The sequence below is a fragment of the Sphingomonas trueperi genome (assembly GCF_040545965.1).
In the GTDB taxonomy this organism is placed as follows: Bacteria; Pseudomonadota; Alphaproteobacteria; order Sphingomonadales; family Sphingomonadaceae; genus Sphingomonas; species Sphingomonas trueperi_C.
This window is the reverse complement of record NZ_JBEPMV010000007.1, coordinates 1-26,836: the sequence shown is the minus strand read 5'-3', so window position 1 is coordinate 26,836 and position 26,836 is coordinate 1. Positions and strand designations below refer to the sequence as shown.

Annotated in this window: 17 protein-coding genes and 1 pseudogene; 10 read left to right on the top strand and 8 right to left on the bottom strand. The window is 66.4% G+C overall.

Features of this window, described 5'->3' with window-relative positions:
- Positions 1-17 precede the first annotated feature (17 nt).
- The 3 genes from ABIC35_RS18075 to ABIC35_RS18065 are packed head-to-tail and all read left to right on the top strand — an operon-like array spanning position 18 to position 5,541.
- Positions 18-2,918 (top strand): TonB-dependent receptor, encoded by a 2,901-nt coding sequence (locus tag ABIC35_RS18075; RefSeq protein ID WP_121076270.1) that lies wholly within the window; start codon positions 18-20, stop codon positions 2,916-2,918.
- Positions 2,919-2,935: 17 nt separating this feature from the next.
- Positions 2,936-3,940 carry an alpha/beta hydrolase gene (locus ABIC35_RS18070; RefSeq protein ID WP_121076273.1) on the top strand — a complete coding sequence of 335 codons (1,005 nt, stop codon included), beginning with the start codon at positions 2,936-2,938 and terminating at the stop codon, positions 3,938-3,940.
- On the top strand, positions 3,940-5,541 hold the full coding sequence (locus ABIC35_RS18065; protein WP_121076276.1) for a family 43 glycosylhydrolase: 1,602 nt from the start codon (positions 3,940-3,942) through the stop codon (positions 5,539-5,541). The genes ABIC35_RS18070 and ABIC35_RS18065 overlap by 1 nt, the downstream gene beginning before the upstream one ends.
- 14 nt (positions 5,542-5,555) lie before the next feature.
- Here ABIC35_RS18065 and ABIC35_RS18060 read toward each other — a convergent pair whose 3' ends face one another.
- The 3 genes from ABIC35_RS18060 to ABIC35_RS18050 form a co-directional block, all read right to left on the bottom strand.
- On the bottom strand, positions 5,556-5,792 hold the full coding sequence (locus tag ABIC35_RS18060; RefSeq protein WP_436286789.1) for a hypothetical protein: 237 nt from the start codon (positions 5,790-5,792) through the stop codon (positions 5,556-5,558).
- Positions 5,793-5,883: 91 nt separating this feature from the next.
- Complete coding sequence (locus ABIC35_RS18055) at positions 5,884-7,791, bottom strand: BCCT family transporter (RefSeq protein ID WP_121076279.1); 1,908 nt, start codon at positions 7,789-7,791, stop codon at positions 5,884-5,886.
- An 87-nt stretch (positions 7,792-7,878) separates the two neighbouring features.
- Positions 7,879-8,658, bottom strand: a complete 780-nt coding sequence (locus tag ABIC35_RS18050; protein WP_121076282.1) for a class I SAM-dependent methyltransferase — start codon at positions 8,656-8,658, stop codon at positions 7,879-7,881.
- Positions 8,659-8,745: 87 nt separating this feature from the next.
- Between ABIC35_RS18050 and ABIC35_RS18045 the strand changes: the two genes are divergently transcribed.
- Complete coding sequence (locus ABIC35_RS18045) at positions 8,746-9,231, top strand: Rrf2 family transcriptional regulator (RefSeq protein WP_121079290.1); 486 nt, start codon at positions 8,746-8,748, stop codon at positions 9,229-9,231.
- Here the strand turns inward: ABIC35_RS18045 and ABIC35_RS18040 are convergent.
- Entirely contained in the window at positions 9,228-10,130 is a 903-nt protein-coding gene (locus tag ABIC35_RS18040; RefSeq protein WP_220667348.1) for a LysR family transcriptional regulator, read from the bottom strand. The two genes, ABIC35_RS18045 and ABIC35_RS18040, sit on opposite strands and share 4 nt — an antisense overlap.
- Before the next feature lie 106 nt (positions 10,131-10,236).
- Between ABIC35_RS18040 and ABIC35_RS18035 the strand changes: the two genes are divergently transcribed.
- Positions 10,237-11,067, top strand: coding sequence for an oxidoreductase (locus ABIC35_RS18035; protein WP_121076288.1), 831 nt, complete (start codon positions 10,237-10,239; stop codon positions 11,065-11,067).
- Positions 11,068-11,233: 166 nt separating this feature from the next.
- Positions 11,234-12,220 (top strand): alpha/beta hydrolase, encoded by a 987-nt coding sequence (locus tag ABIC35_RS18030; RefSeq protein WP_121076291.1) that lies wholly within the window; start codon positions 11,234-11,236, stop codon positions 12,218-12,220.
- An 86-nt stretch (positions 12,221-12,306) separates the two neighbouring features.
- Here the strand turns inward: ABIC35_RS18030 and ABIC35_RS18025 are convergent, their stop codons facing one another.
- From ABIC35_RS18025 to ABIC35_RS18010, 4 genes are all read right to left on the bottom strand, one after another.
- Entirely contained in the window at positions 12,307-13,242 is a 936-nt protein-coding gene (locus ABIC35_RS18025; RefSeq protein WP_121079293.1) for a 3-keto-disaccharide hydrolase, read from the bottom strand.
- A 109-nt stretch (positions 13,243-13,351) separates the two neighbouring features.
- Entirely contained in the window at positions 13,352-14,923 is a 1,572-nt protein-coding gene (locus ABIC35_RS18020; RefSeq protein ID WP_354278544.1) for a GH39 family glycosyl hydrolase, read from the bottom strand.
- 43 nt (positions 14,924-14,966) lie between these two features.
- Positions 14,967-16,466: a tryptophan halogenase family protein gene (locus tag ABIC35_RS18015; protein ID WP_121076294.1), complete on the bottom strand. Its 1,500-nt coding sequence runs from the start codon at positions 16,464-16,466 to the stop codon at positions 14,967-14,969.
- Between the two features lie 108 nt (positions 16,467-16,574).
- Positions 16,575-19,640, bottom strand: coding sequence for a TonB-dependent receptor (locus ABIC35_RS18010; protein WP_121079297.1), 3,066 nt, complete (start codon positions 19,638-19,640; stop codon positions 16,575-16,577).
- 467 nt (positions 19,641-20,107) lie between these two features.
- On the opposite strand from ABIC35_RS18010, the gene ABIC35_RS18005 reads away from it, so the two are divergent.
- The 4 genes and pseudogenes from ABIC35_RS18005 to ABIC35_RS17990 all read left to right on the top strand — a co-directional run.
- On the top strand, positions 20,108-22,315 hold the full coding sequence (locus ABIC35_RS18005) for a hypothetical protein (RefSeq protein WP_354278543.1): 2,208 nt from the start codon (positions 20,108-20,110) through the stop codon (positions 22,313-22,315).
- Positions 22,312-23,934, top strand: coding sequence for a DUF5597 domain-containing protein (locus ABIC35_RS18000; RefSeq protein ID WP_121076300.1), 1,623 nt, complete (start codon positions 22,312-22,314; stop codon positions 23,932-23,934). The genes ABIC35_RS18005 and ABIC35_RS18000 overlap by 4 nt, the downstream gene beginning before the upstream one ends.
- A gap of 172 nt (positions 23,935-24,106) precedes the next feature.
- Entirely contained in the window at positions 24,107-26,437 is a 2,331-nt protein-coding gene (locus ABIC35_RS17995) for a TIM-barrel domain-containing protein (RefSeq protein ID WP_436286791.1), read from the top strand.
- Positions 26,438-26,443: 6 nt separating this feature from the next.
- Positions 26,444-26,587 (top strand): annotated as a pseudogene (locus tag ABIC35_RS17990) (integrase); the annotation flags it as partial.
- Positions 26,588-26,836: the final 249 nt, after the last annotated feature.

Here is a 26,836-nt window from a genome sequence, read left to right as displayed (position 1 = left end):
GACGAAGGGAGAGAGAGATGGCTGAGGGGTTCTCGGTGCCGGGACAGGCACGCATGCGGCATTTGCGGGGCGTTTCGGCGGGCGCACTGATCCTGGCGCTGGCTACGCCGATGGCGGCCGCGGCGCAGGTGGCGTCGGATGGCCCGCAGACGGCGCCGTCGACGGACATCGATGCCGCACAGGCCGAAAATCAAGAAATCATCGTCACCGGCTTTCGCCGCTCGCTCGATGCGGCGCTGAACGTCAAGCGCGACTCCGTGGCCGCGGTCGACGCGATCGTGGCGGAGGACATCGCCAAGTTCCCGGACCAGAATTTGGCGGAATCGCTCCAGCGCATCCCCGGCATCTCGATCCAGCGCGATGCGGGTGAGGGCCGGGCGATCACCGTGCGGGGCCTCGGCGCGCAGTTCACCCGCGTTCGGGTCAACGGCATGGAGACAGTGGCGACCTCCACCGACGGCGCCAGCGCGAACCGCGATCGCGCCTTTGATTTCAACGTGTTCGCTTCCGAACTGTTCACCTCGATCGTCGTCCACAAGACGGCGGAGGCCTCGCTGGACGAGGGCTCGCTGGGCGCCGTGGTGGACCTCAACACCGGCAACCCGCTGGCCGGCAAGACCGGCTTCACCGTGGTCGGATCGGCCCAGGCCAGCTACAATGATCTCTCCAAGAACGTGCGGCCGCGTCTCGCGGGGCTGCTCTCCTGGAAGAACGAGGCCGGCACCTTTGGCGCGTCTGTGTCGGCGGCCTACAGCAAGACCAACAATCTGGAGCTGGGCAACAACACCGTCCGCTGGGCGCAGGCGCGCTTCGACTCGGTGAACGGAACGCCCTGCTTCTACAACAGCGCCACCGGCACCACGCCGGTGCGCAACAGCGGCGGCACCTATCGCTCCAGTGCGGCGTGCAACCAAGCGGCGCTCGCCTTCCACCCGCGCATCCCGCGCTACGGCGAGGTGCGGCACGACCGCGAGCGGCTGGGCATCACCGGCAGCGTCCAGTTCGCGCCGAGCGACCGCACCAAGATCTCGATCGACGGCCTCTATTCGCGCTTCAAGGAAACCCGCGAGGAGAAATGGGGCGAGGTGCTGCTGCGCTCCAACGAACGCTCGATCGACCTGCTCAACCCGACCTATGACACCAAGGGCAACATGGTGTCGGCGACGCTCAACGATGCCTGGGTCCGCACCGAGCACTATCTGCGCAAGTCGCAGACCGAATTCTACCAGATCGGCGGCAGCTGGGACCAGGACGTCACCGATAAGCTTCGGTTTACCCTTCTGGGCGGCATTTCGAAGTCGGATGCGGACATCCCGGTCGAGACCACCTTCGTCTTCGACAACCGCACCGCGCAGAATTACAGCTACGACTATACCAACATGTGGCAGCCGAAGCTGACCTTCGGCACCAGCGTGACCGATCCGGCGAACTTCCAGCTCGCCGAAATTCGCGATCGGCCGTCCAACGTCACCAACAAGTTCCGCACCGCGCAGCTCCGGACGGAGTGGGACGTGACCGACGGCTTCCAGGTCAAGGCCGGCGGGGTCTATCGCCGCTTCTCCTTCGACTCCGTCGCCTATACCCGTGACGCCGTGGTCTGCCCGACCAGCACGGCCGCCGCACGCGACGTGGTGCTGGGCAGCGTGACCTGCTCGGCATCGAGTCAGGTCTTCGCGCCGGGAGCGGTCTATGGCTATCCGGCGGCGGGGCTGGGCGAGACGTTCAACCTCGGCAATGCCGGCCAGCCTGCCGGCACGACCACCAGCTTCCTGATCCCCAATATCGACGCGTCGGCGAAATATACCGGCCTCTACAATCGCCCGCTGGCGATCGACGCGGGCAACATCCGCAACGTCGTGGAGGCGGTGAAGGGCGGCTATCTCGAATTCGACGTAAAGGGCGACCTGTTCGGCCTGCGCTACGCCGCTAATGCCGGCATGCGCTATGCGCGGACGGACCAGACTTCCACCGGCCTGAACAACGGCGTGGCGGTAACGGTGAAGCGTAACTACGACGACTGGCTGCCGGCACTCAATGTCGCGCTGTTCCCGACCGAGAAGGTGATCCTGCGCGGCGCCGTCTCCAAGGTGATGACCCGCCCGACGCTGGGCAATTTGACCCCCGGCGGTTCGGTCGACGGCTTCAACTACAAGATCAGCTTCGGCAACCCGCAGCTCGATCCGTTCCGCGCGACGTCTTATGACCTGGCGGCCGAATGGTATTTCGCGCCGCAGTCGATCTTCTCGGTCGCGCTGTTCAAGAAGAACGTCGAGAGCTTCCCCGTGTCGGTGACCACGTCGGGCACCTACGCCTCGACCGGCCTGCCGCTGTCGATCATCCCGCCAAGCTCACCCGCAGCATCGAACCCGGAGGGGCAGATCTGGCAGATCAGCTCGATTACCAACGGCACCGGCGCGTCGCTCAAGGGCATGGAAGTCTCGTTCCAGACCGCCTTCCGCTTCCTGCCCGGCTTCCTCAAGAATTTCGGCGTGATTGCCAATGCGACCTTCATCGGTTCGGATGCGGCGTACACCCAGAGCGGGCCGGCGATCGCACCGGGCGGCGCGCTGGTTCCGGTGACGCGGACCGAGACGCTCTACGGTCTATCGAAGCGCGCCTATAACGGCACGCTCTATTACGAAGACCAGAAGTTCAGCGCGCGCGGCTCGGTGAGCTATCGCGGGCCGTATATCGATGGCGGCTCGGGCACCGGCAACATCTTCGAGGGCTATAATTCGTCGCTCAACGTCGATGCCTCCATCCGCTACAAGATCACCCCGAACGTCGAAGTGTCGCTGGAGGGCACCAACCTCACCGACGACTATCGCGATCGCTACACCGATCTCGATGCCAATCGGAATTATGAATATAATCATTTCGGTCGCACGATCCTGATCGGCGCGCGCTTCAAGATGTGAGCGGCGCGCGAGGGAGGATGGAGATGCCGGGGATCGACCGCCGAAGCGCCTTGCTCGGAACATTCGCCCTCGGCATCGGCGGGGTCGCGGCGGGGCAAACCGCGCCGCCTGCGGTTCCCGGCAGAAAGGTGCCGGGTCCTCCCGATCCGCGCGAGACGATCGAGCTTTGGCCGAACGGTGCGCCGGGCATGCCCGCCACGCCGCCGGTCGAGACGGTCGAAGAGCGGAGCAAGGACCCGCGGCTTGCCGACCGGGCCGTCCATGGGATCACCCGCCCGAGGCTCGTCGTGTTCCGACCCGAAAAGCCGAACGGGACCGCGGTGCTGCTCTTCCCGGGCGGCGGCTATCGCTGGGTGGTGGTCGACAAGGAAGGCTATGAGATGGGGCGCTGGCTGGCGGCGCGCGGCTTTACCGCCTTCGTGCTGTTCTACCGGTTGCCGGGCGAGGGGTGGGGCGCGGGGCCGGACGTCGCACTCTCCGATGCGCAACGGGCGATGCGGATCCTGCGGTCGCGCGCAGGGCATTATAGCATTCGTCCGGACAGGGTAGTCGCGATGGGCTTCTCGGCGGGCGGTCACCTCTGCGGCGATCTCGCGACCCGCTTCGATGCGCCCACCTACGCCGTGGTGGATGCGGCGGACCGTCTTTCTGCGCGGCCGGATGGCGCGGCGCTGCTCTATGCCGTCCAGTCGATGACGCTGCCGGTGGCGCATGCCGGGTCGCGCATGCAACTGCTGGGTGCGAACGCCGACCCGGCGCTGGAACGCGCCCACACGCCTGCGCGGAACGTGACGGCACGGACTCCACCCTGCTTCCTGCTCCATGCCGAGGATGACCTGAGCGTGCCGGTGGAAAACACGCTGGAGATGCGCGCCGCGCTGCGGGCGGCGGGCGTGCTCGCCGAAACGCACCTTTTCCCCGGGGGCGGGCACGGCTTCGGGCTGCGGCTGGCGGCCGGAAAGCCCGTCCAGGTCTGGCCCGAGCTGTTCCAGCGATGGGCCGAGGCGCGAGGGCTGGCGTGATGCGGATCGACCGACGGCATTTGTTGGCGGGCGCGGTTGCGGGGGCAGGGGTGCCCGCGCTCGCAGCATCGACGACGCGGTCGCCCGCCGAGGTTACCTGGGCACGCGGCTTCGACAACCAGCGCAAGCCCGATCTCGGCGACGGGCGCTTCCTCAACCCGCTGCTCGCCGGCGACCATCCCGACCCCGCCATCCTGAAGGACGGCGCCGATTATTACATGACCTTCTCCAGCTTCGACAGCTATCCCGGGCTGACGATCTGGCACAGCCGCGATCTGGTGAACTGGCAGCCGCGCGGGTCCGCCCTGACCCGGAACATCGGCTCGGTATGGGCGGTCAGCCTCGAAAAGCATGATGGTCGCTATTTCCTGTACGTGCCGGTCAAGGCATCGCCCAACACGATCTACGTACTCTGGGCGGACCATATTGACGGCCCCTGGAGCGACCCGATCGATCTCGGGCTGCACGCGCATATCGATCCCTGCCATGCGGTCGGCGAGGATGGATCGCGCTGGCTGTTCCTGTCCGGCGGCGACCGAGTGCGGCTGGCGGCGGACGGGCTGTCGGTCGCCGGCCCGGTTGAGCATGTCTATGATCCCTGGCGCTATCCAGAGACGTGGGACGTCGAGAGCTTCTCACCCGAAGGCCCCAAGATCGTGCGTAGGGGCGGCTGGTTCTACATGATCACCGCGGTCGGTGGCACCGCGGGACCGCCCACGGGCCACATGGTAATCGTCGCTCGATCCCGATCGATCCACGGGCCTTGGGAGAACGACCCCGGCAACCCGGTCGTGCGCACGCGGGACGAACGCGAGCGCTGGTGGTGCCGGGGCCATGCCAGCCTGGTCGAGGCGCCGGACGGATCCTGGTGGTCCGTCTATCACGGCTATGAGAACGGCTTCTGGACGCTGGGGCGGCAGGCGCTGCTCGATCCGGTCCGTTGGACCGCCGATGGCTGGTTCCGCATGACCGGCGGCGACCTCTCCGCGCCCATCGCCAAGCCCCGTGGTGGCAGCGCCGTGCCCCATGGACAGCCGCTTTCGGACCGGTTCGAGACCCTGGACCTCGGCAGGAAGTGGAATTTCTTCCGGCCGGGACCCGAGGAAGCCGGGCGCGTGCGCGTCGAAGGCGGTGCGCTCGAACTCGCCGCGCGCGGCAGCGCACCGCATGATTCCTCGCCCTTGCTGCTCACCGCCGGGGACCAGGCGTACCAGTTCGAATGCACGATCGAGATCGATCCCAGCGCCACGGCGGGCCTGCTGCTGTTCTATGACGACCGGCTCTATTGCGGGCTGGGCTTCGACGCGGAGCGCTTCGTAACGCATCAATATGGGGCGGAGCGCGGCCGCCCGCCCAATCCGCATGGCCGCGCGCTGCGGATGCGGGTGGTGAACCGGCGGCACATCGTGTCGCTCTGGACGAGCGGGGACGAGGGAAAGAGCTGGCGGCGCTTCGATCGCGGCATGGAGGTATCCGGCTATCACCATAATGTGCGCGGTGGCTTCCTCATGCTGCGCCCGGGGCTGTACTGTGCCGGCGCAGGACGCGCACGCTTCCGGGACTTCCGCTTTCAGGCGCTTCTCGACGTACCGGGGCGTTAGACCGCATTCGAAGTCTAGTCTTCTACGCCGCTGGCGTTCGCCGCCTGCCAGCGATCGGCCACGCCTTCGTCCTCCCCGAGCAGTTGCGCAAAGCCCCACGCGTCCTCCACGCACACGCAGCCATGGCTGAGATGCCGCTGACTGCGCTCGAGCAGGCCCGGCGTGCTGGTATCGTGAAGGTAGATCATGTCGAACTTGACCAGGCCCAGCGCAGTGTCCGGCCCCGGCTGCTGGGCGATAAGGCGGTGCACGCCACAAGCACGCAGCGGAAACGAAATCTCTCGAAGTTCACGTCCTTGCCAACGCCTCGCGCCGCCCGATCGCTCCGTGGAAGCAGCCCGTTCAGCTTGTCCGCCAGCGCTCCAGTTCGTTGAGCAGATCGCCGGTGATCTGCTCGGTGGATAAACCCGTGATGTCGCGGATGCGGGTGCCCTGGCTGGTCTGCACCGCGAGCGTCCAGGCGACGCTGCGCCGCGCTTCCGATGCTTCGAGCGCGGTATAGGCGGCGAGCGGGCGGGAGCGGGGGAAGATGCGGTAGGTAAACAGCCTGTCGCTCTGCTGACCGACGGAGAGCGCCAGTTGCGCCTCCTGGATCTCCAGGCGAAGATCCGTCCAGCCTTCCGCCTGCATGCCCTCATAAACGGCGCGCAACGCCGGCTCGCCCTTGCCGTGCATCTGGCGCAGGATCTCCGACCGACGTGCGGGGGCGACCAGCCGCTTCAGACGCGCGCTGATGGCCGGCGCGTCGTCTGAAAGCGCCACACCGGCAAGATCGGCATTGGTCTGGCGGATCAGGCCATAGGCGAGCAGCAGCATGATGAAGCAGAAGGGCAGCGCCGCCAGCAGGGTCGCCGCCTGCAGCGCGCCGAGCCCGCCCGCCACGAGCAGCAGCGTCGCCGTCGCGCCAAGCAGCACGCACCAATACATCCGCTGCCAGCGCGGCGTGTCTTCCTTGCCGCCCGAGGCCAGCGTGTCGATCACCAGCGCACCGGAATCGGCCGAGGTGACGAAGAACACTGCCACGAGCAGGATGGCGAGCGTCGAGGTGACGCTCGCCGCCGGCAGATACTCCAGGAACTTGAACAGCGCGGTGGAGAGATTGACCTGCACCGCCTGCGCGATCCCGCCCGATGCCGCGCCCAGATCGAGCGAGATCGCGGTGTTGCCGAACACCGTCATCCACAGGAAGGTGAAGGCGGTGGGCACGAACAGCACGCCGATCACGAACTCGCGGATCGTACGCCCGCGGGAGATGCGGGCGATGAACATGCCGACAAAGGGAGACCAGGCGATCCACCACGCCCAGTAGAACAGCGTCCAGTCCGCCATCCAGGCGCGCGGCTCATAGGCGTAGAGCGTGAACGTACGCATCACGAAATGGTCGAGATACAGGCCGAAATTCTGCACCAGCGCGCGTAGCAGGAACAGCGTGGGGCCGAGCACCAGCACGAACAGCATCAGCAGCACGGCAACGGTGAGGTTGAGTTCGGACAGCCGCCGGATGCCGCGATCCGCGCCGCTCAGCACCGACAGCGTCGCCGCTCCCATCACCAGCACGATCACGACGATCTTGGCCGTCAGCGTGTCGGGAAGCGCGTAGATATAGGCCAGGCCTGCGGTCATCTGCGAGACGCCGAAGCCGAGCGACGTGGCGACGCCAAACACCGTGCCGCACACCGCGAAGATGTCGATCGCGTCGCCGAGTGGTCCGTTGATGCGCTTGCCGAGGATCGGCGCCAGCCCCGAGCGGAGGGTGAGCGGCAGATCCTTGCGATAGGTGAAATAGGCAAGGCTCAGCCCGACGAGCGCGTAGATCGCCCAGGCATGGACGCCGTAATGGTGGAAGGTGATTGCCATCGCCTCCCGCGCCGCGTCGATCGTGCCGCTCTTCGCCTCTGGGGGCGAGATATAGTGCTGGATCGGCTCGGCGACGGCGAAGTACATCAGGCCGATGCCCATGCCGGCGGCGAACAGCATCGCCAGCCAGGAGAGATAGGGGAAGTCCGGTTCGGCATCGTCCGGCCCGAGCTTGAGCTTGCCCGCCGGACCGAAACCCAGCGCGAGCACGACGACGAGGAACACCGCGACTGCGGCGATGTAGAACCAGCCGAACGTGTCGATCGTCCAGGCCTGTGCCGCCTTGAAGGCGAGGTCGGCGCTGCCGGGCATGGCGATGGTGACGCCGAGCAAGGCCAGGATGAGCGCCGAGGCGCCCCAGAACACGCGGGGGTTGATTGCACTTTTCAGCATACGTGCACGCTGAACGCCCGTCTGGCGAAAAGGTGGCCCCACCGCCGTCACGCGCCCCCAAGGCGACCGTATGCAACCGGTTTGCACTCAGCGCCGGGCAACCCCGATCAGGGCGGTCGATGGGACGGGCAGGATCGCCCGGTCGCCGGCCATGCCCCGAACCTCGGCGACGACGGCGGCTTTCTCCGCCTCGGTCAAACTGATCCAGTCGGGGGACATGCCGAACAAGGAATCGGGTTCGTCCAGCGCGCTGATATCGAGCGGATAGTCGTGGGTGACAGCTTCGATCTGCGGATTCTGGTATCCGGCTGCTATCAGTTCGCGCGCGAAATCGCTCGGGTCGCTCAGCGCCTGGACCGCCGCCGGCATGGTCATGCCTTCGCGTTCGGGGAACAGCTTGCGGCGGATCTGGCCGAGCAGCAGGAAGGTCGCGGCACCGCCCGCTTGCCAGGTCGCAATCACGCCGCGTCCCCCCGGGCGCGTAACCCGCGCCATCTCCGAGAGGCCCTTGCGCCACTCGGGAAACATGATGACGCCGAAGATCGAGAAGACCGCATCGAAATGGCCGTCCTCCAGCGACAAGGCCTGGCCATCCATGACGCGCGCTTCGACATTGGGGAGATTTGCCGCCGCGATCCGCGCCACCATGCCGGGCGAAAAGTCCGTCGCGAGCACCTTCGCGCCGGAACGTGCCGCCGCCAGTGCGAGCGCGCCGGTTCCGGCCGCGACGTCCAGCACGCGGCTATCGGGCGTCAGCGCAACCCGCGACAATGCCGCCTCGGCATAGCGAGCGGTGAAGGGATGCGCCGTCTTTTCGTAATGCTGGGCAGCTGCGTCCCAGTGGTCCGGCTTCTCATACACAGGCATGGTTTATGCTCCACGAATCACGTAACATCATAAGTAGCGTGATAGCTTGGCCTTGCCAATCGCGGCGGCGGCATGGAGGATCAGCGCGTGCGCAACGACAGCCGCCTTTCGCGAATGCTCCATGTGCTGCTCCACATGGCGCGGCATGAGGGGCCGATGACCTCGGAAGCGATCGCGCGCATGCTAGGGACGAACCCCGTCGTGGTCCGGCGGACGATGGCAGGTCTGCGGGATGCGGGGTATGTGCGGTCGGAAAAGGGCCATGGCGGCGGCTGGGTGATCGCAACGCCCTTGCAGAACGTGTCGCTGCTCGACGTGCATCGTGCGGTCGGCGGGCCACGGCTGTTTGCCATCGGCCATGAGAATGCGAACGCCGATTGCGCAGTGGAGAAGGCAGTCAACACGGCGCTGGAGGGCGTGCTACGCGAGGCGGAGGCCCTGCTCGTCGCGCGCCTCGGGGCCGTCAGCCTGGCCGAGCTGGCGCGCGATTTCGACGCCCAATGCGATGCGGCTGGCTGGGCAAGCGGATCGAGACCGGCCGATATCCGCCTGCCCGCCGACGACGATCGTTAATCGGGGGCAGCCGCGCGGATCGTGTCGATCACCGCGCGCAGCGCCGGCGCCATTTGCCGCTGCTGGGGGTAGCACAGATAATAGCCGGGGAAGGGGACCGACCAGTCCGTCAATAGCGGGACGAGCTCGCCCCGGGCGAAGGCGTCGACCACGGACTCCTCCTTGAGGAAGGCGATGCCGACGCCAGCCAGCGCCGCGTCCACCATTACCGCGCGGCTGCTGGTGATCAGCGGGCCGTCCACGGCGACCGAGAACCAGTGTCCCTTCTCGAAGAACTCCCACGCATAGGGGCCCGGTTGCCCCGGCCAGCGCCAGCGAATGCAGCGATGCTGCAGCAGATCCTTCGGCGTTTGCGGAACTCCGTGCTCGGCGAGATAGGCAGGCGCCGCGACCGCCAGCTGCCGAATGTCGCCGCCCAGCCGGGCCGCGACCATGTCCCGCTCGATCAGTTCGCCGATGCGGATCCCGGCATCATAGCCGCTGCCGACGAGATCGACGACCGTGTCGTCGATCGTGAGATCCAGGGTGATGTCGGGGAAGTCTCGCGCCAGCTTGGGCAGGATCGGCACCACGAACCGATCGGCGGCGGCGTGGAAGCAGTGCAGGCGCACGGTGCCGGTCGGCTGCCGCGCGGCGCTTCGTGCCTGGTCCAGTGCGCCGGCGAGGCTGTCGATCGCGGGCGCGACATCGGCGAGCAGGGCGGCGCCCGCTTCGGTGAGCGAGACGCTGCGCGTGGTGCGATGGAGCAGCCGGATGCCCAGCCGCTCCTCCAGTCCGCGGATCAGCTGGCTTAACGCCGAGGAGGATACCCCCAGCTGCTCGGCCGCCCGGCTGAAACTCCGCTGCTCGGCCACGGCCGCAAAGGCGCGCAAGGCGCCGAACTCGCTGGGATGGATCATGCGGCGCATCTCAGCATTGTGAAGCTGACCTTACAAGCTCGGGTAGCAGCTGGCCGATTATCCGGCTCCGCTGAAGGGCTACATCCGGCGGCGAAGGAGAACAGCTATGAAGACATGGTTCATCACCGGCATTTCCCGCGGGCTCGGCAAGGCCCTTGCGCAAGCCGCGCTGGCGCGAGGCGATACCGTTATCGGCACGGTGCGCGAAGGCGTGCCGGACCTCGACGCGGGCAGCGGTACGCTGCATGTCATTCCCGTCGACCTCACCGAGGCGGCGGCGATCGCGCCGGCCGTGCAAGCAGCCTTCGACAAGGCCGGGCACATCGACGTGCTGGTCAACAACGCCGGCTACGGCCTGCTCGGCGCGCTGGAAGAGGCGACCGACGCGGAGTTCGAGCGGCTGTTCGCGGTCAACGTCTTCGCCCCCTTCGCGGTGATCCGCGCAGCACTTCCGGCCTTGCGACGGCAGGGCAGCGGTCACATCCTCAACATCACGTCGATCGCGGGCCGCGCCCCAGCGGGTTCGTCCGGCCTCTATTCCGCGACCAAGTCGGCGCTCGAAGGGCTGACGCAGAGCCTAGCACAGGAAATCGCGCCCTTCGGCCTAAAGGCTACGGCGATCGCGCCCGGCGCCTTCCGTACCGACTTCCTTAGCGACCATTCGATCCGGCGCAGCCAGGGCGGCGGCGCGCACTATGCGCAAAGCGTCGGGACGGGGATCGCACGGCTGGATGCGATGGCGGGCCGCCAGCTCGGCGATCCGGAAAAGGCAGCCGCAGCAATCCTCGAACTGGTCGACGCGCCCAACCCGCCGCTGCACCTGCTGCTCGGGAGCGATGCGCTGCGGCGTGCCCGCGAGAAGCTCGACAAGGTGATCGACGAGATCGATCGCTGGGAAACGGTAACGCGCTCCACCGATTATGCGCAAGGCGCGTAAGCGCGCCGGGCCTGGGCGGCCCTCCCTTTGGAGTAGAGGGAGGGCTGCCTTGCCCGCGAGGTTCGTTTGCGAATAGCGGGAAGGGCGCGCTACAGCAGCAAGCCCCCAGCCAGGGCCGACGGACGGCGTACCCGCGACCCGGCAAGCATGTGAGTAGCGTAACGACATGAGCGAGCAGAAAAGCGGCGTCCTGGTTCAAGCCCGGCTGATCCCCTTCCCCTCGTCCATCAGCGAGGAGGCGCGTGGCCGTCTCGGGCGGCAGGTAAATGAGGACGGCGTTCCGCTGAATACGCTCTACACCATGCCATCACTGGACGACCATGCCGGCTGGATGCAGCTCAAGGCAGCTGCGGACGGGCACTATGCGGCGGCGGTGAAAGGACTGGCCGGCACCTTGCGCGCCACCGTCGGGACGGTGCGAACCGGTACGGTCACGATGCATGTCGCGACACCCGAAGCCATGGCTGCGCCAGATCGTGCCTATGTCGATTTCCATGGCGGGGCGTTCGTGTTGGGCGGCGGCGAGGCCTGTCGTGTGCAGGCGCAAATGCAGGCGGATCAGCACAAGGCGATCTGCTACGGCGTCGACTATCGGATGCCGCCCGAGCATCCCTATCCTGCGGCCCTGGACGATGCGATGGCGGCGTATCGCTATGTGCTGGAGCGGCACGCGCCGTCGCGCATCGTCGTGGGCGGACGATCGGCGGGTGGCAATCTGGCAGCCGCGATGCTCCTTCGGGCGAAGCATGAGGGACTACCCATGCCCGCCGGATTGGTCCTGCTTTCCCCGCAGGTCGACCTGACCGAGTCCGGCGACAGCTTCCAAGTCAACCAGATGGTCGATGTGGTGCTGCCTACGTCGCTGATGCGGAACAATGAGCTCTACGCCGGTGGGGCCGATCTGTCGCACCCCTATCTCTCGCCGTTGTTCGGAGACTTGACGGACTTTCCGCCGACCTTCGTCCAATCCGGCACCCGCGACCTGTTCCTGTCCAATGCGGTACGGATGCACCGCGCGCTGCGGCAGGTGAAGGTGGACGCCGAGTTGCACGTGTTCGAGGCGATGCCGCACGGAGGGTTCCAGGGGAACACGCCGGAGGACGATCAGCTTGCAGCCGAGATATCCCGTTTCGTACAGGCTCGGTGGGGATAAGGTACTTCACCGATGCCGCGGCTTTCCGGTGGCATAACGCTGTCGGGTTGGGAGTATTCAACCAGATCAATCGATCACACTCTTCCTCAACCCCGCGCTGCGACGACCCTCGGCAGGCTGCGGATTGGTTCCACCGTGATGTGTCGGAACCAGGTCTCGGCACCTTCGGATTGCAGCTGGATACGCCCATGGGTCAGCGCCGTCCGCTTGCCGTCGGAGCCGATTATCGCGAGGTCCTTTGCCTCGGCAACCGGCACCCCGTTGACAACATGTACCGCCCGATCGCCCAGCACGTAGAGATCCAGCACATTCCATTCGCCTTCAGGCTTCTCGGCATCGACCGCGGCCTCGACATTCCAGGTCGCGGTCCCGTTGATCATGTCGATCACGCGCCCGTCGGTGCGGAACCGCAAGTGCGGGGCGACCAGCGAGTCATCGAAGGCGATATTGGTCCGCGCGCGGAGCGCCTTGCCCACCATCACCAGCATGCCGGTCGAACCTTGCATAATCTCGAACTCCACGGACGGTTGCCACGTGCCGAACACCTCACCCGGTCTGCCATGGGTGTGATAGAGCAGGCCGTTGTTCGGCGGCAGCGTCGCGCGCGGCGCCCAGCGTTTGGGCCCCCATTTGAACTCGAGCCGCAGGTGGTAATCGCGCAGGTCGGCGCGGTGTACCAGGCTACCCCAGGTCTCGCCCTTCACCCAGATTGCCGGCTCGCCATCAATGGTGCGCACGGCGAAGTCACCGCTGGTGTCCCGTGAGGTGCCGATCGGAGTCGCAGCCCGATCGCCGCGATAGGTGATCGCGGGATCCGCATAGCCGAGCCAGGGCTGCCAGCCGTCCAGCGACTTGCCGTCGAACAGGGCGATCGATCCCCCGGTCGGCTTGGGCAGATCGACGAGCGTGAGATGCTGCGGCGCCGCGCTGGTCGGTCCGGCGAGCGCGCGGGCGAGTTCCTTGGAGTCCTGGTCACCGCCCGCCAATGGCAGCGAAAGCAGAAGGGCGAGCATACGGAGCATCTTGGGCATCCTTCGTGAGCGGGGTGAATCGACGGCGTGCCAAGCGTAACGCGGCGCAAGGCGCGGGCAAGGCGTTGCGCGTCCGCGCAGTGCGAAGCGCGGATGGGTTTCAGCGTGCCAGCGGCTCCAGTTGAAGCAAGAGCACGTCATTGGTCTGCAGCGCGATCGGGACGCTGAGCGTACCGGAGCCGGGTACGGTTACCGTCGCGTCGCGTTCGGGCAGGTCGCGGGTCAGGCGCTGAAGCGCGGCGACCTGCGTCTCGGTCAGTGCTTTCGGCCTGTCGAGGTCGATATAGGCCGAGAACGCGTCGTTGTGACGATAGCCGGTTCGGAACAAGCGCAGCTTGTACTTGCCGGGGCGCAGATGGGCCAACTGGACCGACGCAGGCGGCGCCGGCGTGGCAGGGACGAGCTTGCCGTAGAAGGAGCGATTGCTCACCGGCTGCTCGGGCTGATGCCAGTCCCAAAGCACCACCGCCAGCTTCGCGCCATCGACCGCGGCGATGCTATGCGGGTCGCCGGTCGGCACCTCGCGCCCGTGCAGCGCGTTGAGATATTTGTAGGCGAACCAGGCTGGCTTGCGGATGCCTTGCGGGTTCATCAGCCCGAAACCGCCCTCGAAGGGGGCAGTCGGCGGGCCTGGCTCCTCGAACAGGTCGCTGAAGGTCCAGTAGCTCATGCCCTGCGCGATACCCTGCACCGCCTTGAGCTTGGTGAGGATGTAGGCTGCGCTCTCATAGGAATCATGGACGAAGTCGCGGGGCGTGTAGCTGGTGCTCCATTCGGTGAAGTAGAGCGGCAGATTGGGATAGGGCGAGGCAGCGATCTGCTGGCGGACGTTGCGCACATCGCCGACGATCGCGTCGGGCGAGGACGACAGCTTGGTATCCTGCTTGCCCTGCTCGTCGAGGAAGCCGCCCTCTACGCCGTAGGTGTGGGTAGTGACGAAATCGACCGGCGTGCCGCGCTTGTGCATATCCGCCAAGAACTCGGGCACCCAAGCGGCGCCGGCAGTGGAGGGGCCGCCTACGCGCAGCGCCGGATCGACTGCCTTGATGGCGCGGGCGCTCGCGTCGTACAGATCGAAATAGGCGGCTTTGTCGGCCTTTTCCCAGAAGCCGTCGAGATTGGGCTCGTTCCACACCTCGAAGAACCAGCTGCGCACCTCCTCCCGGCCATAGCGCTCCTGCGCGTGGCGAACAAAGGCGGTGAGCAGGTCGCGCCACGCTCCCAGTGCCGGATGCGACGTATTGCCCTTCCAGTAGAAGATCGAATTGTCGGAGGTCTTCAGCGCGTCGGGCGTGAAGCCGAGTTCGACGAAGGGCCTCAATCCCCGCGCGCGCAGCTTGTCGTACAGCGCGTCGATACCGCTCCAGTCATAGGTGATCTTGCCGTTTTCGCGCTTCACGGTGCCCAGCACGTCGTGGAAGATCGCGTGGAAGCGGACATAGCGGAAGCCGAGCTCATCATGCGCCGTCTTCAGCTGGGCCATGGAGTCGTCGCGGCGGAGCGTGCCGGGATAGTCCGAGCCGATCGACAGGTCGAAGAAGCGGTCGACGGGTGCCTTGGCGGTGGCGATGTCGACCTGGACGGTGCGGGCCGGGGGCTGGGCGAGGGCCGGCAGCGGCGCGAGGCCGAGCAGCAGGCCGCCGAGCGCAAGCGGCAGGACGTTCTTGGTCAAGGCATCTTCTCCTGGAGCGCGTGCCGGTGCGGTGGCGCGGAGGTCACGCGTCCTCCGCCCGGCAGGTCTTCGCGACGAAATGGTCATGCGCCGGCAGCCGCGGCAGCGCGGCCTCCAGCTCGGCACGGCGCTGCGCGAACAGCCGGTCGAGCGCGTCGAGCGGCGGCCGGTCGGCGGTCGGTTCATGGCCGCGCGGGAACCGTCCCTGGCCCAGCAGCACCGCCACCCAGCTCGCCTCGGCGTGCGACTCCCGGTCGTAGAGCGGTAGCCGCCCGATCGCGTCCCACAGCGCTAGCTTGTGCGCCAGCGTGTCGGGTAGCGCCATTGCCGCCATGTCACGCCAGAAGGGTTCGGGGCGGCGGCTGATGCAGTAATGGGCAATGAGGAAGTCGCGGATCCGCTCATATTCGCCGATCGTCTCGCGATTATATTCGGCGATCACCGCGGGGTCGGCGGCACCGATGCTGGGCAGCAGTTCGGCGAGGCGGACGAGGCCGGTCTGGACGAGCTGGAGGCTGGTCGATTCCAGCGGCTCCATGAACCCCGCGGCGAGCCCGATCGCGACGACATTGTGCGCCCAGAAGCGCTCGCGCCGACCGGTGGTGAAGCGCAAGGGGCGCGGATCGCCGATCGCGTCGCCATCGAGGTTCGCCGCGAGCCATGCCGCCGCTTCGTCGTCCGAGAGATAGGCGCTGCTATAGACCAGCCCGTTGCCGGTGCGGTGCTGGAGCGGGATGCGCCACTGCCAGCCCACGGCATGGGCGGTGGAGCGGGTGAATGGCGTGAACCGGCCGGCGCGCGTGCAGCCCTGCGCCAGCGCGCGATCGGCGGGGAGCCAGCGCGACCAGTCGACGAAGGGGGTGCCCAGCGCCTCGCCCAGCAGGCGACTGGCGAAGCCGGTGCAGTCGATGAACAGGTCGCCGGCGATCCGCCGCTCGCCTTCGAGCCGCAGCGCGGTCAGGTCGCCGGTGCTGGGATCGCGCTCGGCGGCGAGGATGCGGCCTTCGATGCGGGTGACGTCGCGCGCCTCGGCATGGCTGCGCAGCAGCTGCGCGTAGAGCCCGGCGTCGAAATGATAGGCGTAGCGATATTCGGCCGCCTCGCCGCGTAGCGCCTCAGGGGGCGCGAACCGGTCCTGTGCGGCGGCGAGGGCGGGCATCGACCAGCCGTCGATCGGATCGGCGATGCGCCCCGCAGCCCGCAGCCGCAGCCAGTGATGATGAGGCGCGAGGCCCTCGATCGGCGCGCCGAAATCACCAAAGCCGTGGAAGTGGCGGTTGCCCGCGTCTCCCCAGCCGACGAATTCGATGCCGAGCTTGAAGCTGCCCTGGGTGGTCGCAACGAAATCGGGCTCGTGCAACCCGAGCAGCCGATTGAAATCGCGGAGGATCGGCACGGTGGCTTCGCCGACGCCGATCGTGCCGATCGCATCGGATTCGACCAGGGTGATCCGCGTATCCGGGGCCGGCCGCAGCCGCGCGAATAGCGCTGCGGCCATCCAGCCGGCACTGCCGCCGCCCGCGATGATGATGTGCTGGCCCACCGCTTCCTCTCGTTCAGGTTCATGCGCGGTCGAGCTTAGGCGCGATCCGCGTCCGGTAAGAATTTGCCCCCGGAGCCTGTGCGGGTCCGGGGGCGAGGTAGAGGAAGCTTAGAAGACCGAGCGGAACAGGAAGGCGAAGCGCCGGTCCGTGTCCGTCCAGCTGTAGCGCGGCTTCAAGTTGGGATCCCCCACGTCGAGGAAGGTCCGCGAATTGAGCAGATTATAGCCCTGCACGCCGATCTTGATGTGCTTGTTGAGCGAGTAGAGGATCGACGCGTCGAGCTGGCCATAGCTCTCCGACCAGACCGGATAGTTCAGGTTCGCGGCGGACGTGGTCAGCAGGTAGTGCGAACGCCAGTTATAGGCGGCTCGGGCCGAGACGCCGTACTTCTCATAGACCAAGGCCGCGTTGTACGAGGTTTTCGACAGGCCTTCCAGCGGCAGGCTGAGCCCGGCGTTGGTCGTCTGGTTGGAGTCGAATACGTTGACCGCGGTGTTCTTGCCGCCCGACGAGTCGACGAAGGTGAAGTTGCCGCTGAAGCCCAGACCGCCGAGCGCACCCGGCAGCATGTCGAAGAACTGGGTGTAACCGAGCTCGAAGCCCTTGATCTTGCCCTTCGACCCGTTGGTCTGCTGGGTCACGTCGAAGGTCAGCGTCTGGCCGTTCGAGGTGAAGGTCTGCTGGGTAGCGCCAGCGAAGATGTAGTTCGAGATGTCCTTGTAGAAACCGGCCAGCGTGATGCTGTTCGAACGCCCGAAATAATATTCGAGGCTGAGGTCGAACTGGTTCGAGCGGGTAGGCTTGAGGTTCGGATTGCCCGCGCTACCGGTGAAGCCGGTGAGGTTGCCGTTGCTGCCCACGCCAGTGGCGATGCCCGTCACCGAATCGAAGTTGAAGCCCAACTGCACATAAGGATTGAGCTGCATGAAGGTGGGCCGGACGATCGCCTTGGCCGCGGCGAAGCGCAGCTGGAGATTGTCCTTCAGGAAGAAGCGCAGGTTCAGGCTGGGCAGCACGTCGGTGTACGAGCCGCTGCCTGCGGTCGCCTGGGTGATCGTGCCGCCGGCGAACCGGAACGCCGCCGCATAATTGGCGCAATCGGTGGCGTTCACGGTCTGGCCTGCGCGCGGGCCGGTGGCGATCGGCGTCCCGACCACGCACAGATTGGGCGAGGAGGTCGGCGCTGCAATCGAGATCGGCGTGCCGCTCGCCTCGTTCTCCGTGCGGATCACGCGGACGCCGATATTGCCGTCGAACTTGCCGATCGGGCTCTGGTCCATGCCGAAGCGCAGCAGCGCATAGCCGGCATAGGTCCGCTCGATCTGGTTGTTGATGCCGCCCGGCGTGGTCGTGTAATCGTCGCTCAGCGGCTTCCAACCGGTAGGCTGGCCGTTCGCATCGAGCATCTCGGTGCTCTTGAGGTAGCCGTACGCGTTTGCCGTTCCGTTCTGGACGAGGCTTGCCGCCGGGAACCAGAAGCCGGCGCCCGGCTGGGGCACCTTACCGCGGAAGAAGTTGTTGTAGTTGATCAGCGAGGTCTGGTTCGGCAGGCCCGCATTCTGCGTGCCCCCCGCACGGCCGGTCTGGTTGAGGAAGACCGGGCTGCTCTGATCCCAATACTGCGCCGAGAGCATCGCCCAGTTATAGGTGCTCTGTCGTGTGGTGGCATTGCGATCGGTGAAGCGGCCGCCGACGCGGAACGACTTCAGGAAATTGCTGTCGGTGAAGGTATACTCCACATCGGCGCGGCTGGCCCATTCATGGGCTTCGTTGTTTTCGATATGGTCCATCGCCGCAGCCCACCAATAATCATTCTTGTTGGTGAGCGACTGGGCGCTGTTGGTCGGCGAGAAGGTCATCGAGGGATCATCGCCGCTGAAGTCGAAGGCGATCGTCGTCGGGATGCTGGCGCCGGTGAACGCCGTCATGCTGTACACCTTGGCGGTGGACTTGATGTACTGCAGGTCCGCACTGACCGACCAGTTCTCGTTCGGCGTCCAGCGCACATTGCCCGAGAAGTCCTGGGTCTTCTTGTCCTGGCTGCCGGCGCGGGTGTCGAGATTCAGGTTGCGGTTGGTGATCGTGCCCGACTGCAGCTCGCGGTTCGGCCCGAACTGGTAGCTGCTGTTGTCGGAGGAGGGCGTGTCATAGTCGCCCACCGCATATTCGATGTCGTGCGGCGTCGCCTTGGAGATCAGTGCCTCGAAGGTCAGCTGCAGCGTGTCGCTCGGCTTCCACTGGAACGAGCCGTCGAACGCGGTGCGCTTCTGCTGCCAGTCGATGCGGCGGAAGCCCATGCCGGCGGGGATGTAGACGTTGGTGCCGGCGGCGAGGCCGTCCTGCGGCGCGCTCAGCGTACCGCGGTCATAGCGGCCGGCGGTGATGCTGTCGGTGCGGTTGCCGATATTGTTGATCGAATAGCTGAGCAGCAGGCCCATTTCGCCCAGCGGGGTCTGCCAGCGGCCGCTGGCCAGCGCATTGCCCGACCAGAAGGTCTTCTTGCGCAGATCGGCATAGTTCGCGTCGCCCGACAGCGCGAAGACATAACCGGGCGAGTCGAACGGCTTGCGCGTGCGCAGATTGACGATGCCGCCGATGCCGCCTTCGACCAGCTCGGCCGAGGGGTTCTTGTAGACGTCGACGCCGACGAGCAGGTCCGACGACACGTCTTCGAACGACAGGCCGCGGCCATTGTTCGCCGAGAACACGTCGCGGCCGTTCAGCTCCGAACGAACCCAGGAGAGGCCGCGGATGAACACGCCGCCACCTTCGGACGACAGGCGGGCCGGATCGCGATTCTCGTTGGTGCGCTGGAGCGTGACGCCGGGGACGCGCTGCAGCGCTTCGGAGACCGAGCGGTCGGGCAGGGCGCCGATGTCCTGCGCAGTGATCGAATCGACCACCTGTTCGGCGTCGCGCTTGCGGTTGCGCGCGCTCTGCAGCGACGCGCGGATGCCGGTGACGACGATTTCCTGGGCGCCGTCGGCCGCGGGGCTATCCGTCGCTGTAGCATCCTGGGTCGCGGCTTCGCTGCCCTGCGGCGCGGCGGCCGCGGTCTGGGCGAGCGCGGTCCCCGAAAGGCCGATCAGTGACAACGTTGCCAGTGAAGCGCCAGCGCGCAGCGTGGCGGTCAACGAAGCAGCATGAAAAGATGACGAGAAACGGTTGATCATGAGTCCCCTCCCTGGGCGCCACGGGCGCCGGTCGCAGATGGTGTTGCGGCGCATCAAATCGCATGCCGCGCACGCAGTGCCGGTGTGGTCCCGGCATCCGAATGTTCGCGCTACCATCTGCTCAGATTGATCGCAACAATAATGTGAAACAAAGGTTTACCAATGAAACCTGTTCACGTTAACAAGGTGGATTTCTCGTTGATTCAGCTTCTTAGGTGCGCGCGTGTCGGGAGTCAGCGTAAGCCAAAGTCCTGCGTCCTGCTCGGCAGGAGCTTGATGCAGATGGGTCAAGCCACGGCGCCATTTGTGAGGCTCTGACGGGAACGTCCGCTACCCGGCAGGTACAAAATTCATTCATCTGTAAAAGTAAATTTCAAGACAGCGGTTTCCTTTGTGGTCTGGTAGCGCTAACCTGCTGGCACGCGGTCGTAAGAGACGCGACGGCTTAAGCGCGGGAGGGGAGAGGAATGCGGCGTTCCATGTCGCTTGGCATGTTTGCAGCGCTTGCCGTCCTTGCCGTGCCGGTGGACGGTGCAGCCCGCGCGCAAATCCCCTATCGCTGGACCAATGTGACGGTGGGTGCCGGCGGCTATGCGCCCGGCATCGTGTTCAGTCCGGCCGAGCGCGGGCTCGCCTATTTGCGCACCGACATGGGCGGCGCCTATCGCTGGGACGCTGCCGCGGCGCGCTGGGTGCCGCTGCAGGATGGCAACGTTGTCTCAAGCTATATGGGCATCGAGAGCATCGCCCCCGATCCGCACGATCCGGCGGTGGTCTATATGGCTGCGGGCATGGGCGCGAACGCCCCTTCGGCGATCCTGCGATCGACCGATCGCGGCGCAACCTGGGCGGTGACGCCGGTACCTTTCGCGATGGGCGGCAACGAGGCGGGCCGCGGCCTGGGCGAGCGGCTGGCGGTGGACCCCAACCGCACCAGCACCTTGTTCTTCGGCACGCGGCATGACGGCCTGTGGCGCAGCGACGATTCGGGCGCGCGCTGGAGCAAGCTCGCGGCCTTTCCCGTGGCGGGGCTGGGCAGGCCCGCACCGCGCCAGACGCATGGCGGCGTGGCGTTCGTGCTGTTCGATCCTAGCAGCGGCGCGCGCGGCACCGGCTCGCGGCGGATCTGGGCGGGGGTCGCCGATCCCGGCGCCGTCCACCTCTATCGTTCCGAGGATGGCGGCGCGTCGTGGCTGCCGGTCGCCGGACCGGGGCCGGAGATGCTGGCGGTGAAGGCGGCGATCGCGGCGGACGGCACGCTCTATGTCGGCTATGCCACCGGCATCGGCCAGAGCGATGCGCGGGACGGCGCGGTGTGGCGCTTCGCGCCGGACAGCAAGGGCCAGGCGATCACGCCACCCGATCACCGAGAAGGGGGCATTTTGGGCGTGGCGGTCGCTGCGTCGGCGCCGGGCACCGTGGCGATCAGCACGCTGGATCGCTACACGCTCGGCGACACGCTGTGGTTGTCGCGCGACGGCGGCGCGCATTGGGACGATCTCGGCCCGCGCAGTCGGCGCGACATCGCCGCCTCGCCCTTCCTGCTGCACGAGGGCAAGGGCGCCGATATCGGCCATTGGATCACCGGCCTCGCGATCGACCCCTTCGATGCCGGGCATATCGCCTACACGACGGGGGCGACGGTCTATGCGACCGGCGCGGCGGGGCAGGGGCGGGTCGACTGGGCGCCCTGGGTGCGCGGCATCGAGCAGACCGCGATCATCACGCTCACCTCGCCGACCGGCGGCGCGCATCTCGTCTCCGGCTTCGGCGATCTCGCCGGCTTCGTGCACGACGAATTCGCGGTCTCGCCGCAGCCGAGCTTCACCAACCCCTATCTCTCCAACACCAACACGCTGGACTATGCCGGCCGCAAGCCGAGCGTGGTCGTGCGCAGCGGCAGCCTCTATGCCAACCGCCCGCGCGACGCGTCGCTCGGCCGCTCCGAGGATGGCGGGCGTAGCTGGGTGCCGGTGAAGGTGCCGGCGATGGGCAACCCGCCCGCCCGCGCCGACCTGAACGGCGAGGCGGCGATCAGCGTATCCGCCGATGGCGGCATTATGCTTGTGGCAACGCCCGAGCCGCTGCGCAGCCGCGACGGCGGCAAGACCTGGCTGCGGGTGGAGGGGCTGCCGGGCAGCACCCGCGCCACCGCGGACAAGGTAGACCCCACGCGCTTCTATGCGGTGAGCGACACCCATGTGCTGGGCTCGCGCGACGGCGGGGCGCATTTCGCGCCGCTTGCCGGCCGGGGGCTGCCGACGGACCTTTCGGCGGCGCGCATCCGCAACCGCGAGCAGCAGTCGACCCTGGTCGCCTCGCCCTTCGCAGCGGGCGAGCTGTGGCTGAAGCTGGGCGCCCAGCTGTGGCGCAGCACCGATGGCGGCGCCTCGTTCCAGCCTGTGAGTGGCGCGTTGCAGGTGGATCTGTTCGGGCTCGGCAAGGGGCGGGGGCGCAGCCCCGGCCTCTATGCGGTGGGCACGCTGGCGGGACTGCGCGCGCTGTGGCGCTCGGACGATTTGGGGAAACATTGGCAGCGGATCAACGACGACGGGCATCAATGGGGCCTGCGATTCCGCGTGATTTCGGGCGATCCGCGCATTGCCGGGCGGGTGTATCTCGGCACGGATGGGCGCGGGCTGTTCTATGGCGATCCGGCAGGGGAGAGAAAATGAAACTGCATTTGCTTGGGAGCGCGGCGCTCGCGCTGCTGTCGGCCGGTACGGCGGCAGCGCAGACTGCGACACCGGTGCCGCATATCGAGAGCAAGAACGGCCGCCACGCGCTGATCGTCGACGGCGCGCCGTTCCTGATGCTGGGGGCGCAGATCAACAACTCGAGCAACTATGCCGAGCCGCTGGCCACCGCCTGGCCCGTGCTCGAGCGGATGCACGCCAACACGGTGGAAGTGCCGATCGCCTGGCAGCAGGTGGAGCCGCGCGAAGGCGAGTTCGACCTCAGCTTCCTCCAGACGCTGCTCGACCAGGCCCGGGCGCACGATAAGCGGGTGGTGCTGCTGTGGTTCGGCACGTGGAAGAATACGAGCTACAGCTACACGCCCGACTGGGTGAAGCTGGACTCGAAGCGCTTTCCGCGGATGAAGACGCGCGACGGCAAGGATCACGGCGTGCTCAGCGCGCATGGGGCGGAAACGCTCAAGGCCGATATGCGCGCCTTTGTGAAGGTGATGGAATATCTCCGCGACCACGATCCGCAGAACACCGTGATCCTGGTCCAGCCCGAGAACGAGACGGGCAGCTATCGCAACCCCCGCGACTATTCGGGCGAGGGCAACCGGCTGTTCGCACAGGCCATCCCGGCCGAACTCGCCAAGAAGACGGGCAAGCGCGGCACCTGGGCGGAGGCGTTCGGCGCGCAGGCCGATCGCGCGTTCAACAGCTGGTATGTCGCGCGCTACGTCAACGCGATCGCGGCGGCGGGCAAGGCGGTGAAGCCGCTGCCGATGTACGTCAACGCCGCCCTTGCCGGCGCTTCGAACGTCCCCGATCCGGACGGCGTGGCGAGCGGCGGTCCGCAGCAGGACGTGCTCGACATCTGGAAGGCGGCTGCACCCGCGCTCGATTTCGCGGCGCCCGATCTCTACGATCGCAGCAGCGAGAACGTCTCGCTGTACCTGCAGAAATACGCCCGGGCCGACAATGCGCTGATGGTGCCGGAGATCGGCAATGCGCGCGAGTTCGCGCGCTTCTTCTACGAGGCGCTGGGCCACGGCGCGATCGGCTTCGCGCCGTTCGGGATGGACAGCACCGGCTATTTCAACTTCCCGCTCGGCGCGCGCGATCTCGATTCCGCGACGCTGGATGCCTTCGCGCTGCCCTATCGCACGCTGGGCAGCATCGCGCGGGACTGGGCGCGCATCGCCTATACCCGCCCGACCTGGGGCGTCGCCAAGCCGGACGACAACAAGCCGCGCAGCACCACGCTCGGCGGCTGGCAGATCACCGCCAGCTGGGGCGAATGGCAGTTCGGGATGAAGGAATGGACTTTCCTCAAGTCCGATCCGGCGCCCTGGGGCGCGCAGAAAATCGGCGGCGTTGCGGTCGCGCAGCTTTCCGAGAATGAGTTCCTGGTGGTGGGCGACCATGTCCGCGTGACCTTCACGCCCGCGGAGGGCAGCCCACCCAACGGGATCATGCTCCGCGCCGAGGAAGGCAGTTTCGTCGACGGCAAATGGAAGACGGCGCGCTTGTGGAACGGCGACCAGACTGATTACGGGCTCAACCTGATCGACAGGCCGCAGATCCTCAAGGTCACGATGGGCCGCTATCGCTGAAAATAGGCGCGCGGGGGAGCCGTGCGCCATCCGTTACGCACAAGAAGTGCGTACGAGTGCCATTCGGGCTCGCCATGTAGTTGGATCTTCTTGCATGGCTGGGCGACATTACTGGTACATAGTTAGACTAGTTGGGAAGAGAGAAATGACAATGATGCTGCAAACCCGCGAAATGATTCGAGCCGGCTTCGCTGCCGGGGCCTCTCTGTTCGCGCTTGTCGCCGCACCGGCCTCCGCAGCACCGCTGGCCTCGCTCGATCGGCATGGTGCACGCGTGGCGATCGAGCCGTATGCGCCCAATATCGTCCGGGTTACCATTGCGATGGACCCGGCGCTTGCCGATGCCCCGCCGGGAGACGGTCCGAACGCGAAGCCGGATCTGACCGGCTGGAGCCACGTCGTCAGCGCCGCCGGAGATGTCTTCACGTCCTCCGCCGTCTCGCTCACGGTCAATGCCGAACCATGGCCCAATGCCCCGACGCAGATGCAGCGCTATTTCGCGCCGTCGCTGCCGCATGTCGGTCTTACCGTTCGCGGACGCGACGGCCACGTCATCACCGAGATGACCGGGTGGGAAATGGCGCCGGTGCAAGTCAACGGTGAACGGACCTTCCGCGTCGGCGCGAGCTTCGCGGTGCAGCCGGGCGAGCATTATTATGGGCTGGGCCAGAACCAGGAGGGCGTGCTCGACCTGAAGGGACGCACCATCGACTGCCGGCACAATTATGATGCGCCAGCGGGCGAAAGCGTGTGCGTTCCCTTCATGGTGACGAACAAGGGCTATGGCATCGTGTGGGACAATCCGTCCGCCACAACCGTGTCGCCGGGCCTCAACAACAGCACGCACTGGCAGTCCAGCGTCGGTGAGCGGGTGTCGTTCTTCATCATCACCGGCGACACCACCGACCAGCTTTACGCGGGCTATGCCAAGCTGACCGGTGCCACCCCCCTCCCGCCCAAGGCGGCGTTCGGGTTGATCCAGTCCAAGGCTCGCTACGAAAGTCAGGCCGAACTGCTCGGCATCGCGGAAGGCTATCGCAAGCGCAACCTGCCGCTGGACGTGATGGTGCTCGACTGGTTCTACTGGACGCGGATGGGGCAGCTCGACATCGATCGCACCTTCTTTCCCGATCCCAAGGGCATGAACGACGCGCTACGCACTATGGGTATGCGCTCGATCATCAGCGTTTGGCCGCGCTTCGAGCGGGAGTCGCGCTATTATGACTTCCTCTCGGCGAAGGGCTGGCTGCTGCACGACAAGGACGGTAGCGTGGTCGACGGCCTCCCCGTCCGCGCCGACCGTGCTGGCGCGCTGCTCGATTCGACCAACCCGGAGGCGCGCGGCTGGTTCTGGGGCAAGATCCGCGACAATATCGCCTCGCAAGGGTTCGACTGGTTCTGGCTCGACGAAACCGAACCGGATCTGGTGCCGGACGGCCATTTCTTTTCGATCGGTTCGGGCGACCGCTATCACAACCTGTTCCCGCTGGTGCACACCAGTGGCGTAGCGGAAGGATCGGCGCGGGATCGGCCCAACCTGCGCAACCTGATCCTTGCGCGCGCCGCCTATCTGGGCACGCAGCGCAATGGTGCGCTGTTCTGGTCCTCCGACGTGCAATCGACGTGGGAAGCGCTCCGCCGCCAGGTGCCGGCTGGCCTAGGATTCACCGCCACGGGCCTTGCCTATTGGAGCAGCGATACCGGCGGCTGGCAGTATCCGTCCGGCCCGAAGGCCGAGCGGCCGCCACTGCTCGATCCGGCGGGCGCGACCGCGATGCCGCCAAGCTATGCCGACTATCCCGAGCTGTTCACGCGTTGGTTCGCCTATAACAGCTTCACGCCGACGCTGCGCATCCATGGGCAACGCCCGGGCACAGCACTGTGGGAATATGGCACGGCCGCCGAGCCGGTGCTCGCGAACTTCCTGCGGCTCCGCTACGCCTTGGTGCCGTATCTGTATTCGCTGGGATACCAGACCTACAAGACGGGTGCACCGTTCATGCGCGCGCTGTTCATGGACTTCCCGAATGATCCGGCGGTGTCGACGATCGGCGACGAGTATATGTTCGGCCCGGCCTTTCTCGTCGCACCCGTCACCGCGCAGGGCGTGACCAGCCGCGACGTGTATCTGCCTGCGGGCGCGGACTGGTATGATTACTGGACCAATCACCGCTACACTGGTGGGCAGACGGTCAAGGTCGCCGCTCCGATCGACAAGATTCCACTGTTCGTTCGTGCGGGCTCGATCGTGCCGATGGGTGTGCAGGTGCCGAGCACCGCGACGCGGCAGGCGCTCGACAGCATCCGCGTATACCCGGGCCGAGACGCCAGCTTCACGCTGTATGACGATGACGGCGTCACCAACGGCTATCGCAATGGCGGCGGCATCACCGCGACACTCCGCTGGGACGATGCGGCAAAACGCCTGACCGCGTCAGGGCGGCTGCCGACCGGACAGGACGCAGTGAAACTGGCGCGTGTCGTGGAGCCGGACAAGCTCTAGGAGAAAAGATCCTCGATCATTTACAGGACGACCGGCAACCTTCGTGCCGTCCAAATCCTTCTCGGTCATAGCAAGATCGAGGATACAGTGCGCTATCTCGGCATTGACGTGGAAGACGCGCTTGCCCTTGCCGAGAATACTGCAATCTGACCTGCTGGCCCCTTGCCGCTGGCGAGGGGCCACTTCACCGTGCCTCGGGACGAAGCGGCCGTTTACATGCTGCGAGCTGAACGTCAGATCTTGCCGCGCACCGACATTTAGCGATTGCTGGATTTCGCTCGCACAGCGCCTGCTGAGGGTCGCACCTAGAGCAATTTCACATTGACCGTTGATATCCAGCGGCCTGGAAGAAGTTGGCACATTGGCAGGGCGGGAAGCGATCAAGCAGTTCGCCGATGC

Coding starts and splice junctions, on each gene's coding strand:
- ABIC35_RS18000 (WP_121076300.1), top strand. CDS start 22,312: ATGAAACTGCATTTGCTTGGGAGCGCGGCGCTCGCGCTGCTGTCGGCC.
- ABIC35_RS18055 (WP_121076279.1), bottom strand. CDS start 7,791: ATGCTGAAAAGTGCAATCAACCCCCGCGTGTTCTGGGGCGCCTCGGCG.
- ABIC35_RS18040 (WP_220667348.1), bottom strand. CDS start 10,130: ATGATCCATCCCAGCGAGTTCGGCGCCTTGCGCGCCTTTGCGGCCGTG.
- ABIC35_RS18070 (WP_121076273.1), top strand. CDS start 2,936: ATGGAGATGCCGGGGATCGACCGCCGAAGCGCCTTGCTCGGAACATTC.
- ABIC35_RS18005 (WP_354278543.1), top strand. CDS start 20,108: ATGCGGCGTTCCATGTCGCTTGGCATGTTTGCAGCGCTTGCCGTCCTT.
- ABIC35_RS18035 (WP_121076288.1), top strand. CDS start 10,237: ATGAAGACATGGTTCATCACCGGCATTTCCCGCGGGCTCGGCAAGGCC.
- ABIC35_RS18075 (WP_121076270.1), top strand. CDS start 18: ATGGCTGAGGGGTTCTCGGTGCCGGGACAGGCACGCATGCGGCATTTG.
- ABIC35_RS18010 (WP_121079297.1), bottom strand. CDS start 19,640: ATGATCAACCGTTTCTCGTCATCTTTTCATGCTGCTTCGTTGACCGCC.
- ABIC35_RS17995 (WP_436286791.1), top strand. CDS start 24,107: ATGATTCGAGCCGGCTTCGCTGCCGGGGCCTCTCTGTTCGCGCTTGTC.
- ABIC35_RS18030 (WP_121076291.1), top strand. CDS start 11,234: ATGAGCGAGCAGAAAAGCGGCGTCCTGGTTCAAGCCCGGCTGATCCCC.
- ABIC35_RS18050 (WP_121076282.1), bottom strand. CDS start 8,658: ATGCCTGTGTATGAGAAGCCGGACCACTGGGACGCAGCTGCCCAGCAT.
- ABIC35_RS18065 (WP_121076276.1), top strand. CDS start 3,940: ATGCGGATCGACCGACGGCATTTGTTGGCGGGCGCGGTTGCGGGGGCA.
- ABIC35_RS18025 (WP_121079293.1), bottom strand. CDS start 13,242: ATGCTCCGTATGCTCGCCCTTCTGCTTTCGCTGCCATTGGCGGGCGGT.